The organism is Burkholderia sp. Bp9143, assembly GCF_003853645.1.
GTDB lineage: Bacteria > Pseudomonadota > Gammaproteobacteria > Burkholderiales > Burkholderiaceae > Burkholderia.
In genome coordinates, this window is sequence record NZ_QTPO01000009.1 from 132481 (window position 1) to 146132 (window position 13652).

7 protein-coding genes and 1 tRNA gene are annotated in these 13652 nt (G+C 65.8%); 5 read left to right on the forward strand and 3 right to left on the reverse strand.

Annotated features, from left to right (window positions below; all coding sequences use genetic code 11):
• Window positions 1-23: 23 nt before the first annotated feature.
• From DIE23_RS09130 to DIE23_RS09150, 5 genes are all read left to right on the forward strand, one after another.
• On the forward strand, window positions 24-1184 hold the full coding sequence (locus tag DIE23_RS09130) for an efflux RND transporter periplasmic adaptor subunit (protein WP_124611811.1): 1161 nt from the start codon (window positions 24-26) through the stop codon (window positions 1182-1184).
• Between the two features lie 19 nt (window positions 1185-1203).
• Window positions 1204-4347: a multidrug efflux RND transporter permease subunit gene (locus tag DIE23_RS09135; RefSeq protein ID WP_124611812.1), complete on the forward strand. Its 3144-nt coding sequence runs from the start codon at window positions 1204-1206 to the stop codon at window positions 4345-4347.
• Window positions 4348-4351: 4 nt separating this feature from the next.
• Window positions 4352-5797 (forward strand): efflux transporter outer membrane subunit, encoded by a 1446-nt coding sequence (locus tag DIE23_RS09140; protein WP_124611813.1) that lies wholly within the window; start codon window positions 4352-4354, stop codon window positions 5795-5797.
• Window positions 5794-6483, forward strand: coding sequence for a response regulator (locus tag DIE23_RS09145; RefSeq protein WP_124611814.1), 690 nt, complete (start codon window positions 5794-5796; stop codon window positions 6481-6483). The genes DIE23_RS09140 and DIE23_RS09145 overlap by 4 nt, the downstream gene beginning before the upstream one ends.
• Before the next feature lie 671 nt (window positions 6484-7154).
• The gene (locus tag DIE23_RS09150) at window positions 7155-8990 is read left to right on the forward strand and encodes a protease pro-enzyme activation domain-containing protein (RefSeq protein ID WP_124611815.1); all 1836 of its coding nucleotides are present in this window, start codon (window positions 7155-7157) and stop codon (window positions 8988-8990) included.
• A 136-nt stretch (window positions 8991-9126) separates the two neighbouring features.
• Here the strand turns inward: DIE23_RS09150 and DIE23_RS09155 are convergent, their stop codons facing one another.
• From DIE23_RS09155 to rpoD, 3 genes are all read right to left on the reverse strand, one after another.
• The gene (locus DIE23_RS09155; RefSeq protein WP_124611816.1) at window positions 9127-10677 is read right to left on the reverse strand and encodes a phospholipase D family protein; all 1551 of its coding nucleotides are present in this window, start codon (window positions 10675-10677) and stop codon (window positions 9127-9129) included.
• 313 nt (window positions 10678-10990) lie between these two features.
• Window positions 10991-11069: transfer RNA gene (locus tag DIE23_RS09165), tRNA-Ile, on the reverse strand.
• 138 nt (window positions 11070-11207) lie between these two features.
• Window positions 11208-13625 (reverse strand): RNA polymerase sigma factor RpoD, encoded by a 2418-nt coding sequence (gene rpoD, locus DIE23_RS09170; protein ID WP_124611817.1) that lies wholly within the window; start codon window positions 13623-13625, stop codon window positions 11208-11210.
• Between the last annotated feature and the right edge of the window lie 27 nt (window positions 13626-13652).

Genomic DNA, 13652 nt, shown 5'->3' on the forward strand with positions numbered 1-13652 from the left:
TGCCTGCGCTTCCTGGAGTCGTAATGAAGAATCAACAACGATGCCGCTACGGCGCCGCCTGTGCGCTGACGGCGGCCCTGCTGGCGGGTTGCGGACCCGCAGAGCGGCAGGCCGCCGCGCCGGCCACCCCGGTCGCGGCGATGACGCTGACCGCCACACGCCTCGACGTGACCGAGGATCTGCCGGGCCGCGTCGCGGCCGTGCGGATCGCTGAAATCCGGCCGCAGGTCAGCGGCATCGTCCAACGCCGTCTGTTCGAGCAAGGCACCGAAGTGCGCGCCGGCCAGCCGCTGTTCCAGATCAATCCCGCGCCGTTCAAGGCCGACATGGATACGGCCGCCGCATCGCTGCAGCGCGCGCAGGCCGCGCTCGAACGCGCGAAGGTGCAGACGGCGCGCTTCAAGCCGCTCGTCGAGGCCGACGCGATCAGCCGCCAGGTGTACGACGACGCGGTGTCGCAACGCGACCAGGCCGCCGCCGACGTCGCACAGGCCCGCGCGTCGCTCGCGCGCCGCCGGCTCGACCTGAAATTCGCGACCGTGGAAGCGCCGATCGCCGGCCGCATCGACCAGGCGCTCGTGACCGAAGGCGCGCTGGTGTCGAGCACCGACAGCCAGCCGATGGCGCGCATCCAGCAGATCGACCAGGTCTATGTGGATGTACGCCAGCCGGCCGCGTCGCTCGAGGCGCTGCGCGGCGCGCTCGCCGGCCAGCCGCAAGCGTCGGACAGCAACGGCCTGCCGGTCGACGTGCTGCGCGACGACGACACGCGCTACGACGTGAAGGGACGCATGCTGTTCTCCGGCGTCAACGTCGATCCGGGCACCGGCGACGTGCTGCTGCGCGTGCTGGTCGACAACCCGAAGCGCCAGCTGCTGCCGGGCATGTACGTGCGCGCCCGCATTCCGCGCGCGCACTACGCGAACGCGGTGACGGTGCCGCAGCAGGCCGTCGTGCGCGCCGGCGGCAAGCCGCAGGTGTGGGTGCTCGACGCGAAGGGCACCGCGCATCTGAAGGCCTTCGAAGTCGGCGAGCTGACGAACCGCAGCTACCGCATCGAGTCGGGCCTGCAGGCCGGCCAGAAGATCGTCGTCGAAGGGATGGAGCGCCTCGCCGACGGCGCGGCCGTGACCGCGACCGACTGGAAATCGCCCGACGCGGCCACGACCGCGTCCGCGCGCTGAGTCACGGGAGCCTCCAGTCATGGCTGAATTCTTTATCCGCCGCCCGGTCTTTGCGTGGGTGATCGCCCTCTTCATCATCCTCACGGGCCTGATCGCGATCCCGCAACTGCCCGTCGCGCGCTACCCGTCGGTCGCGCCGCCATCCGTCACGATCACCGCGAACTACCCGGGCGCCACACCGCAGACGATGAACGACGGCGTACTGAGCCTCATCGAGCGCGAACTGTCCGGCGTCAAGAACCTGCTGTACTTCGAATCGTCGGCCGATACGTCCGGCTCCGCGCAGATCACCGTGACGTTCAAGCCCGGCACCAATCCGGAGATGGCGCAGGTCGACGTGCAGAACAAGATCAAGTCGGTCGAGCCACGCCTGCCCGCGGCCGTGCGCCAGAACGGGCTGATCGTCGAATCCGCGTCGTCCGGCTTCCTGATGCTGATCGGCCTGCGCTCCGACAACGGCCGCTTCGACGAAGGTGCACTCGCCGATTACATGGCGCGCAGCGTTTCCGAGGAGCTGCGGCGAATCGACGGCGTTGGGCGTGTGCTGCAGTTCGGCTCCGAACGCGCGATGCGCATCTGGGTCGATCCGCAGAAGCTGATCAATTTCGGTCTGTCGATGAGCGACCTGACGACCGCGATCGGCCAGCAGAACGTGCAGATCGCGCCGGGCAGCCTCGGTTCGCTGCCCGCGCTGCCGGGGCAGCGCGTGACCGTGCCGCTCACCGCGCAGGGCCAGCTCACGACGCTGGAAGAGTTCGCGAAGGTCGTACTGCGCGCGAACGCGGACGGCTCGAAGGTCGTGCTTGGAGACGTCGCGCGCGTCGAACTCGGCTCGCAGAACTACATGTTCGTGAGCCGCGAGAACAACAAGGCGGCCACCCTCGCCGGCGTGCAGCTCGCGCCGGGCGCCAACGCGGTGAAGACCGCGGACGCGATCCGTGCGCGCATGGCCGAACTGAGCAAGTCGATGCCGTCGGGCATGACCTACTCGATTCCGCTCGACACGTCGCCGTTCGTGAAGATCTCGATCGAGAAGGTGATCGCCACGCTGTTCGAGGCGATGGTGCTCGTGTTCCTCGTGATGTACCTGTTCCTGCAGAACGTGCGCTATACGCTGATCCCGGCCATCGTCGCGCCGGTCGCGATGCTCGGCACGTTCTCGGTGATGCTGCTGACCGGCTTCTCGATCAACGTGCTGACGATGTTCGGCATGGTGCTCGCGATCGGCATCATCGTCGACGATGCGATTGTCGTGGTCGAGAACGTCGAGCGCCTGATGGCCGAGGAAGGCCTGTCGCCGAAGGCGGCCACGTCGAAAGCGATGAAGGAAATCACCGGCGCGATCATCGGCATCACGCTGGTGCTCACTGCAGTATTCATCCCGATGGCGATGGCGAGCGGCTCGGTCGGCGTGATCTACCAGCAGTTCACGCTGTCGATGGCCGTGTCGATCCTGTTCTCCGCGCTGCTGGCGCTGACGCTCACGCCTGCCCTGTGCGCGACGATGCTCAAGCCGCTCGAACCGGGCCACCACGAGAAGCGCGGCTTCTTCGGCTGGTTCAACCGCCGCTTCGAGCGCCTGACGAACTGGTACGAGACGCGCGTCGGCCGCCTGGTCGGCCGCACGGGCCGCGTGATGCTGGTGTTCGTCGCGATCTCTGGCGCACTGGTGTTCGGCTTCCGCAGCCTGCCGTCGTCGTTTCTGCCGGACGAGGACCAGGGTTACTTCATCACCAGCTTTCTGCTGCCCGCAGACGCTACCGCCGAGCGTACGCATGACGTGGTCAAAACGCTGGAGAAGCATCTTGCTTCGCGTCCGGCAATCCAGTCGAGCATTTCCGTGATCGGTTACGGCTTCTCCGGGCAAGGTCCGAACGCGGCGATCAACTGGTCCGTGATGAAGGACTGGAAGGACCGCGGCGGCTCGTCGACCATCGAGGAAGGCATGCTCGCGCAACAAGCGATGACCGGCGTGACCGAAGGCATGGTGATGAGCCTGATGCCGCCGGCGATCGACGAACTCGGCAACAGCTCGGGCTTCTCGATGCGTCTGGAAGACCGCGCGAATCAGGGCAATGCGGCACTCAAGGCGGCTGAAGCGAAGCTGCTCGAACTCGCCGCGCAAAGCAAGATCGTGACCGGCGTGTACCCGGACAGCCTGCCGGCCGGCACGAGCATCCGACTCGAAATCGACCGTGCGAAGGCGCAGGCGCTCGGCGTGTCGTTCACGACGCTCAGCGACACGCTTTCCACCGCGATGGGTTCGACCTATGTGAACGACTTCCCGAACGCGGGCCGCATGCAGCAGGTGATCATCCAGGCCGACGCACCCGCGCGCATGCAGATCGACAACGTGATGAAGCTGTACGTGCGCAACGCGGCCGGCGGCATGGTGCCGCTGTCCGAAGTGGTGCGCCCCGTGTGGACGGACACGCCGCTGCAGATGGTGCGCTTCCAGGGCTACCCGTCCGCGCGCATCGCCGGCACCGCCGCGCCCGGCCACTCGAGTGGCGCCGCCATGGCCGAGATGGAGCGTCTCGCCGCGCAACTGCCGCCCGGCTTCGCGGTCGAGTGGACCGGCCAGTCGCTGCAGGAACGCCAGTCGGCATCGCAGGCGCCGATGCTGATGGTGCTGTCGATGATCGTCGTGTTCCTGGTGCTCGCCGCGCTGTACGAAAGCTGGGCGATCCCGCTGTCGGTGATGCTGGTGGTGCCGCTCGGCCTGCTCGGCGCGATCGGCGCGGTGCTGCTGCGCGGCTTGCCGAACGACGTGTTCTTCAAGGTCGGGATGATCACGGTGATCGGCCTGTCCGCAAAGAACGCGATCCTGATCGTCGAATTCGCGAAGCAGTTGCGCGAGGAAGGCAAGGGATTGATCGAAGCGGCCGTCGAAGCGTCGAAGCTGCGCCTGCGTCCGATCCTGATGACGTCGCTCGCATTCGGCCTTGGCGTGGTGCCGCTGATGATCGCGACCGGCGCGAGCGCCGAAACGCAGCACGCGATCGGCACCGGCGTATTCGGCGGCATGGTGACCGCCACCGTGCTGGCCATTTTCTTCGTTCCGGCGTTCTTCGTGTTCGTGATGAGCATCCAGGAACGCATCGGAGCATGGCGCGCCGCGCGCCGGAAGCCCCACGCCCTGCATAACGAACAACAAGGTTGATGCCATGCGATTGCTTATTCTTTCCGCTGCGGTTTCCGCCGCCTTCGCGCTGTCCGCCTGCTCGCTGACGCCCGCGCTGGTGAAACCCGCGATGCCGGTGCCGACCGCCTATACGGCCGCCGCGGCCGCCGACCTGCACGCGAACGCGGCCGATCTCGGCTGGCGCACGATGTTCGGCGATCGGCGCCTGCAGCGCTTGATCGAGGTCGCGCTGCGGAACAACCGCGACCTGCGGCTGGCCGCGCTGAACGTCGAGGCCGCCGAAGCGCAGTACGGCATCCAGCGCTCGGCGCGCCTGCCGTCGATCGACGCCGGCGCCCGCTTCACGCGCCAGCGCACCGCGGCCGACACGCAGTCGAATCCGCCGCTGCTCGAATCGACGCAGAACCATTACGGCGTCAACGTCGGGATCAGCGCGTTCGAGATCGACCTGTTCGGCCGCGTGAAGTCGCTGTCGGACGCGGCCTTCGCCCGCTACCTCGCGACCGATCACGGCCGCCGCGCGGTGCAGATCTCGCTCGTCGGCGCCGTGGCGGACGCGTACTTCGCGGAGCGCCTCGCACAGGAGCAGCGCGCGCTCGCCGAGCGCACGCTCGGCGACTGGCAGCGGTCGCTCGATCTCGCGCGCCGCCTGAAGGAAGCGCACCAGGCAAGCGGCGTCGACATCGCGCAGGCCGAGGGCCAGGTCGCGAGCGCGACGGCCGATCTCGAAGCGCGCACACGCACCGTCGAGCAGGCGCGCAACGCGCTGCGCCTGCTGCTCGGCAGCGAGCCGCCGAAGGACCTGCCGGAGCCACTGCCGCTCGAGCAGCAGCCGGTGATGACGCAACTGCCGGCCGGCCTGCCGTCGGAATTGCTGTACCGCCGGCCGGACATCCAGCAGGCCGAGCAGAACCTCGTCGCGGCCAATGCCGACATCGGCACGGCGCGCGCGGCCTTTTTTCCACGGCTGTCGCTGACGTCGTCGATCGGCTTCCTGAGCCCGGCGATGGGCAGCCTGTTCGCCGGCGGTCAGAACGTGTGGAGCTTCGCGCCGCAGGTCACCGTGCCGATTTTTCAAGGAGGCCGGCTGCGCTCGGAACTGCGTCTCGCGGAAGTGCGCAAGTCGAGTGCCGTCGCCGAATACGAGCGCTCGATCCAGACCGCGTTCCGTGAAGTCGCCGACGGTATCGCCGGACGCGAGACCTTCGGCCGGCAGATCGAAGCGCAGACGCGCGTGGTCGCATCGGCCGAGCGCCGCACCGACCTGTCGAACCTGCGGTACCGCGCGGGCGTCGAGGGGCGGCTGGAACTGCTCGACTCGCAGCGCCAGCTCTACGCGGCGCGGCAGGCCTTGCTCGACCTGCGCCGCAGTGAGCTGGCCAATGCCGTCGCGCTCTACAAGGCGCTCGGTGGCGGGCTGACGGATACCGACGTCGCGCCGTCGACCAACGCGGCGCTGCAACGATGAGCGCGCTGATCCTGATTGCGGAGGACGAACCCGACATCTCGGACATCCTCGACGCGTACCTGACGCACGACGGCTTCCGCACCTACCGCGTCGGCAACGGGCAGGCCGTGCTCGACGTGCAGCCGCACCTGGTGCCCGACCTGATCCTGCTCGACGTCAGGCTGCCGGGCCGGAACGGCTGGAACGTGCTGACCGAACTGCGACGGCGCTGTACGACGCCGGTCGTCGTCGTCACCGCATTCGACCGGGACATCGACAGGCTGCAGGCGCTGGGCGCCGGCGCGGACGACTACATCGTGAAGCCGTTCGACCCGGCCGAGGTGGTCGCACGCCTGCGCGCGATCCTGCGTCGCGCGCGCACGCCGTCGGCCGAGCGCACGCTGCGGGTCGGCGACCTGAAGATCGACACCGACAGCTATCTCGTCCGCGTGCGCACGGAATACGTCGACGTGCCGGTGCCGCTGACGCTCACGGAATTCCGACTGCTCGCGCACATGGCACGTGCGCCGAGCCGCGTGTTCACGCGCGGCGAACTGCTCGACGCCTGCATGGCCGACGTGAGCGCGATGGAACGGACGGTCGACAGCCATATCAGCCGGCTGCGCAAGAAGCTCGAACAGGCCGGCGCGCCCGGCATGCCCGAAGTGATGCGCGGAGTCGGCTACCGGTTGCGGGGCATGCCGTGAAGCGGCCGGTGCCCGCGACTCGAATGTTTCCTCCACGACCATTCGCCCATTACGAATGGAATCGTCAATTATCCAACACGCCGATCCGCCATTACACCCAGTAGCGTCTTTGAAAATTACAAAATACCTCGCGACTTTTCAAAATCATTTCAGCTTATTCAGTTTAATTTTGTTTCATATAATCAGAAAAAGTTTGACATCGAACTTTCGTTCTTGATACCGTCCCGTTCAAGCAATCTGACGAATTGCCGACCACGCAATCGATTCCGCTCGACGCATTTCGCTTCCGCCGCACCGAAGTTCTCGCCGCCGACCGCCTCTTCTTCCGTTGGCGCATGCAACATCCCGATGCATTTCATTGGGCAGCTGCCGTCCGGCAGCAGGCCGAAGGACCGAACCGAATGAGCAGGACACCGAAGCTATTGCTCTAGTCATCCCGCCTGCATCAAGCCTGTCGGCGCGGCCGATCCGCATCGCGGCGCAGCGCCTCCGTTACCAGCATTCCAGCATTTCGCCCCCGGAGGATCACCATCCTTCCGGATCGGGCGAAAGGCCCCGTCGCGTCCGCGCCATCCGCGCGAGCGCGGCGGATATCGGCGGCGCACGATCCGCGCCGCTGTCGACCGTTGTTGTTCGTGCCGTTCGATGTTCAACCGGAGGGGTAATTCAACATGAATCAGGTTGCAGACAAGAAACACAAGCACATCCGCATCGTCATGCTCGCCTTCGCCGCCGCGGCAGCCGCTTCGTTCGGCATGGCGACCGTCCATGCCGCACCGGCCGCCGGCTGGATGGAAACGCGCACCAAGGGATTCCTGCCGCTCGTCCAGCAGGGTGAAAGCAGCAGTATCGCCGGCGCGCCGGCGGCCAGCACCGCCGCCGCTGCCGCGGCTGCCACCGAGATGGCGCCCGGCGAATCCGTCGACATCGTGCTCGGGCTGAACCTGCGCAACGAAGCGCAACTCGACCAGTACCTGCACGACCTGCATACGCCCGGCTCGCCGCACTACAAGCAGTTCCTCACATCGGCGCAGTTTGCCGCGCAGTACTCACCGACCGACCAGCAGGTCGCCTCCGTGGTCGCGCACCTGCGCAAGGCTGGCTTCGTCAACGTCGTGGTCGCGCCGAACCGCCTGCTCGTGTCCGCCTCCGGCACCGCGGCAACGGTCAAGTCGGCGTTCCGCACGACGCTCAAGCGCTTCACGCGCAACGGCCGCAGCGTCTACGCGAACACCGATGCCGCGCAGGTGCCGAACGCGATCGGCGGCATCGTCGGCGCCGTGCTGGGCCTGCAGAACGTCGAACTCATGCACACCGGCGCGGGCAGCACGCCGCAAGGCAACACCAGCAACCTGACGATCCCCGCAGGCGCATCCGCGGTGCCGCACAACCCGACGGAATTCTCGTCGCTCTACGGCGGCGACGGCACGCCGACGGCCTCGCAGACCACGGTCGGCATCATTTCCGAAGGCGACCTGTCGCAGACTGTAAGTGACCTCAACACGTTCGCCGCGAACAACGGCCTCGGCACGATCAGCAGCAGCGTCGTGCAGACGGGGCCGTCAGGCAGTTCGTACACCGATACATCCGGCACTGTCGAATGGAACCTCGATAGCCAGTCGATCGTCGGCGCCGCCGGCGGCAGCGTGAAGCAGGTCGTGTTCTACACGGCACCGTCGATGACGCTCACCGCGATCACCGCCGCGTACAACAAGGCGGTGAGCGACAACGTCGCGAAGGTCATCAATGTGTCGCTCGGCGTGTGCGAGTCGTCCGCATACAGCACCGGCTCGCAAGCGACCGACGACACCATCTTCAAGCAGGCCGTCGCGCAGGGGCAGACCTTCTCCGTGTCGGCCGGCGACCACGGCGCATACGAATGCGCGAGCGGCACGCCGTCGCGCTCGACCTACACGGTGAGCGAGCCCGCGACGTCGCCGTACGTGATCGCGGTGGGCGGCACGACGCTGTTCACCAGTACGTCGACCAACGCGTACAACAGCGAAGTCGTGTGGAACGATCCGAGCTGGCAACCGGGCACCGTGTGGGCGACGGGCGGCGGCTACAGCAAGTACGAAGCCGCGCCGTCGTGGCAATCGTCGACCCTCACCGGGTCGACCAAGCGCGCGCTGCCTGACGTCGGCTTCGACGCCGACCTGCGCACCGGCGCGATCCTCGTGGTGAACGGGCAGACGTCCGACACGCTGTGGGGCTCGGGCTACCTGAACAACGAAGGCGGCACGAGCCTGGCCGCGCCGATCTTCACCGGCATCTGGGCGCGACTGCAATCGGCGAACAACAACGCGCTCGGCTTCCCCGCGTCGAGCATCTACAAGTACTTCCCGAGCAACGCGGCGCTGCTGCACGACGTGACGTCCGGCAACAACGGCAGCGGCACGTACGGCTACAAGGCGAAGGCCGGCTGGGACGCGACGACGGGCTTCGGCAGCGTGAACATCTCGAAGCTGAACACGTTCATCCAGAGCACGTCGGATTTCGCGCGCTGATCGCGCGATGAGCGGGACGGTTCCGGGTGCGGGTTATTTCGCGCCTGGAACCGTGTTCGCGGCAAGGCCTGCGTCGCTGCCCGATCGACGATGCACGTCGTCGCACGCCGCCCGCGTTGATCGCGGGCAAGCGAATTCACAGCTGCGACTCGATCGGAAACAGGCCGAGAAACCACACTTCCATGCGCCGCGCGGCCGACACTTCCGGTTCGTGATCGAGCTCGGTCACCTTTCCGTCCGCGTCGGTCTGAATCCACTTGAGCCGCCCCTTGCCGGCCGGATCGCTCCTCGATTCGACTCGCCACGCGATTCGATCGAGCCGCGGCTCCAGGTCCATCGCGACTTCGGACGCAATCGCCGGACTCTCGCAGTAAACGCCGATCTCGGTGTTGAGGTTCAGCGAGCGCGGATCGAGATTCATCGACCCGATGAAGATGCTCTTGCGATCGAACACATACGTCTTCGCATGCAGCGACGCACGCGACGAGCCGATGATGACCTGCTTCGAAATGCTCTTGTCGCCGGACGGGCGCCGCTCGTAAAGCCGGACGCCGGCCTCGATCAGCTCGCGCCGATAGCGCCGGTAGCCGGCATGCACGGCCGCGACATCGGTCGACGCGAGCGAGTTGGTCAGGATCGTCACGCGCACGCCGCGTGCCGTCAGCGCGTGCAGGCGTTCGACCATGTCTTTGCCCGGCACGAAATACGGCGACACGATCAGCAGTTCGTGCTCAGGCCGCAACGCGAGTGCGCGCAGTTGCGGCATCAGGTGCCCGTCGCTGTCCTTCGGCGAGCGTGCGATCTTCGCCGGATCGTCGTACAGGACCGTCGCCTGCCCCCATGACAGCTCTGTGCCCTGCCCGTGCACGATCTGGTCGAGCCTTTGCCGCGCCTCGAGCACGTAAGGATTGTCCTCCATCGCCCGCAGGTAGTCGCGCAGCCGTTCGCGTTCCCGATCGAGGCCGCCCGGCGCCGCGTCGTGCCCGACCAGCGCATCGACCGGATACGCATACGGCGAATTCCAGAATGTATCGAATTCGGTCGAGATGTCGTTCACGACGGGGCCATGCACGACCACATCGAGATCGCCGAACTCCAGCATCGACGACGCGCCGAAGTACTCGTCGCCGATATTGCGGCCGCCGACGATCGCTGCCTGGTTGTCCGCGATCATCGCCTTGTTGTGCATGCGCCGGTTGACGCGCGCGAACTCGAGCACCGTACCGATCTTCTTGAAGTGGCGCGTCGCGACCGGATTGAAGAGCCTGATCTCGATGTTCGGATGCGAACTGATCTCGAGCAGCTTGCGATCGTCCGCGTTCGTGCCGAGATCGTCGAGCAGCGCGCGCACGCGTACGCCGCGATCGGCCGCACGGATGACCGCATCCGCGAGCTCGTGTCCGGTCAGGTCGTCGTGCCAGATGTAGTATTGAAGGTCCAGCGAGCGGTCCGCGCGATCGGCAAGCAGCACGCGCGCATCGAGTGCATCGACGGGATCGCGCAGCAGATGAAACGCGTCCTGCCCCGGATGGGCGGTGGCCTGGTGGCGGAACGCGACGCCGAGGCGGGTGTTTTCGGTATCGGTGAATGCGTGCGTCGGCGCGCGGCCGGCCTGCGGCGGCAGGCTGGCGCACGCGGCAAGCATCAGCAACGAGAGAATCGCACCCCACGAACGCAGCATGATCATGATGGCCGCCCCCACTGTCGGGCCAAGTCGGTGTGTATTTGTTCTGGCTGCCGGACGGAGCGCGGCGCTGGCCTGCGGTTCGCGCGCTCGACGAATCTCGAGCGCGTGCGCCGGTCGCGCTACAGCATACTTCGATTGATATCGGGACGGCACGCTCTCCGTGTTTCCCCGGTGGCGGCGATACGACATGCGGGGACGGCGCGAACGCGTTCAACACGTTCGACACATTCGGGCAGCAGGCAAAAGAAAAACCCGCGAAGCCTTGCGGCATCGCGGGTTTCGCGGCTTCCCCGGATAACCCTGGAAGCGAATCTGGTGGGCCCCCCGGGAGTCGAACCCGGCACCAACGAATTATGAGTTCGCTGCTCTAACCAAGCATGAGCTAGGGGCCCAGATGAAAAGCAACGCGTGCTACACGCAGCCCCGGCAACGAAGCCGGGCCGGCATTGTAACAATAAAGCCGCTGAAGAGGACAAACGCCACCGGCATCACGCGGATACCGGCGGCGTTCGCAAGTGAGACGCTGGAAATCAGTTCCCTTCGAGGAACGACTTCAGCTTGTCGGAACGGCTCGGGTGACGCAGCTTGCGCAGCGCCTTGGCCTCGATCTGACGGATCCGCTCGCGGGTGACGTCGAACTGCTTGCCGACTTCCTCGAGCGTGTGATCGGTGCTCATCTCGATACCGAAACGCATCCGCAGCACCTTCGCCTCACGCGGCGTCAGCGAATCGAGCACGTCCTTCACGACGTCGCGCATGCTTGCATGCAGCGCGGCATCCGCCGGCGCGACCGTGTTGTTGTCCTCGATGAAGTCGCCGAGATGGGAATCGTCGTCGTCGCCGATCGGCGTTTCCATCGAGATCGGCTCCTTCGCGATCTTCATGATCTTGCGGATCTTGTCTTCCGGCATCTCCATCTTCTCGGCAAGCGTTGCCGGATCCGGCTCGAGACCGGTTTCCTGCAGGATCTGCCGCGAGATGCGGTTCATCTTGTTGATCGTTTCGATCATGTGAACCGGAATACGGATCGTGCGCGCCTGGTCCGCGATCGAACGCGTGATGGCCTGGCGGATCCACCACGTCGCATAGGTCGAGAACTTGTAGCCGCGACGGTATTCGAACTTGTCCACCGCCTTCATCAGGCCGATGTTGCCTTCCTGGATCAGGTCGAGGAACTGCAGGCCGCGGTTCGTGTACTTCTTCGCGATCGAGATCACGAGACGCAGGTTCGCCTCGGTCATTTCACGCTTCGCCTGACGCGCCTTCAGTTCGCCGGCCGCCATCTGGCGGTTGGTTTCCTTCAGGTCCTTCAGCGGCAGCACGACGCGCGCCTGCAGGTCGATCAGACGCTGCTGCTGTTCGCGGATCGCCGGAACGTTACGCGACAGGACCGCGCTGTACGCATGGCCTTCGGCCGTGATCTTCTCGGCCCAGTCGAGATCCGTCTCGCTGCCCGGGAAGCGCGCGATGAATTCCGAACGCGGCATGCCGCACTTGTCGACGACGATGTGCAGGATCTGACGCTCGACCTGACGCACTTCGTCCACTTGCGCACGCAGCGTGTCGCACAGACGCTCGACGGTACGCGCGGTGAAGCGGATCGTCATCAGTTCGGTCTGGATCGTTTCCTGCGCCTTCAGGTAGGACTTCGACTTGTAGCCTTCCTTCTCGAACGCGCGGCGCATCTTGTCGAACCACTCACTGATCTGCGAGAACTTGTCGAGCGATGCGCGCTTGAGGGCTTCGAGCTGGGCGGCGTTGGCCGATGCCTGCGCGGCACCGTCGTCTTCCTCCTCTTCCTCTTCTTCCTCTTCCTCTTCGGCTTCCTCGTCCTCGTTCTCGATCGCTTCCGCTTCCTTCGCGGAGAAACCGTCCGTATCGGCGGAGTCCGACGCATTCGGATCGAGCAGGCCGTCGACGAGCTCGTCGACGCGGATCTCTTCGTTCGCGACGCGCTCAGCCATCGCGAGGATGTCGGCGATCGTCGTCGGGCACGCGGAAATTGCCATCACCATGTGGCGCAGGCCGTCCTCGATCCGCTTCGCGATCTCGATTTCGCCTTCGCGCGTGAGCAGCTCGACCGTGCCCATCTCACGCATGTACATCCGGACCGGATCGGTCGTGCGACCGAATTCCGAATCGACGGTCGACAGCGCGACTTCCGCTTCTTCCTCAACTTCATCGTCCGACGACGCGGCCGGCGCGTTGTCGTTCAGGAGCAGCGTTTCCGCGTCCGGTGCCTGCTCGTAAACCGCCACGCCCATGTCGTTGAACGTGCCGATGATGCCCTCGAGGGCTTCGGTCTCGGTGAAGTTGTCCGGCAGGTGGTCGTTGATTTCGGCATACGTGAGGAAGCCGCGCTCCTTGCCGAGCTTGATCAGCGCGCGCAGCTTCACACGGCGCTCTTCGAGCTCCTCGGCCGTGCCGGGCGTGCTCGTCGCGAACGCTTCCTTCAGCAGCGCCTTTTCCTTGGCGCGACGATCGCGCACCTTGGATTTGCCCGGAGCAGCCACGGCTGCGGGCTGCTCGTCGCTCTGATTTGCGTCGTCGTCGACGGATACTTCGTTCAGCTTTTTGGTCATGGAGTTCGCCGTACCGGCTATATCGACTCGCGGCTGCTGGACGACAGCCGGTTGAACCGTGGGTGCATGAGTAGTACGTACTGCCGTTTCGTCCGCGGCGGCAGTCGTGTCCCTTGCGCTTTTCGCACTTGCCCGCTTCGCCGCCGGCTTGGCCGGCCCGGAGTCGGGTCTGGCGGCAGCCCGTGTTCTGGCTGCCGACGCCGGCGCAGCCTGAGCAGTGCCGGCCGCGGTTTTCTTTCCTGCAGGGGCTGACGTGACTGATGACGTTGTCCTGGTGGAAGAAGCAGACTTGGCCGCTGTGACCTTGGTGGTCGGCTCCGTCGAGCCCTTGCCTGCTGCTTTCTTTCCGCCTGTCGTCTTTGCCATCGCGATTCTCGCCTCTGCTTAGAAAAC

Excerpts from the sequence above, each read along its gene's own strand:
- DIE23_RS09135 (WP_124611812.1), top strand. The coding sequence starts at position 1,204 with ATGGCTGAATTCTTTATCCGCCGCCCGGTCTTTGCGTGGGTGATCGCC.
- DIE23_RS09155 (WP_124611816.1), bottom strand. The coding sequence starts at position 10,677 with ATGATCATGCTGCGTTCGTGGGGTGCGATTCTCTCGTTGCTGATGCTT.
- DIE23_RS09145 (WP_124611814.1), top strand. The coding sequence starts at position 5,794 with ATGAGCGCGCTGATCCTGATTGCGGAGGACGAACCCGACATCTCGGAC.
- DIE23_RS09140 (WP_124611813.1), top strand. The coding sequence starts at position 4,352 with ATGCGATTGCTTATTCTTTCCGCTGCGGTTTCCGCCGCCTTCGCGCTG.
- DIE23_RS09130 (WP_124611811.1), top strand. The coding sequence starts at position 24 with ATGAAGAATCAACAACGATGCCGCTACGGCGCCGCCTGTGCGCTGACG.
- rpoD (WP_124611817.1), bottom strand. The coding sequence starts at position 13,625 with ATGGCAAAGACGACAGGCGGAAAGAAAGCAGCAGGCAAGGGCTCGACG.
- DIE23_RS09150 (WP_124611815.1), top strand. The coding sequence starts at position 7,155 with ATGAATCAGGTTGCAGACAAGAAACACAAGCACATCCGCATCGTCATG.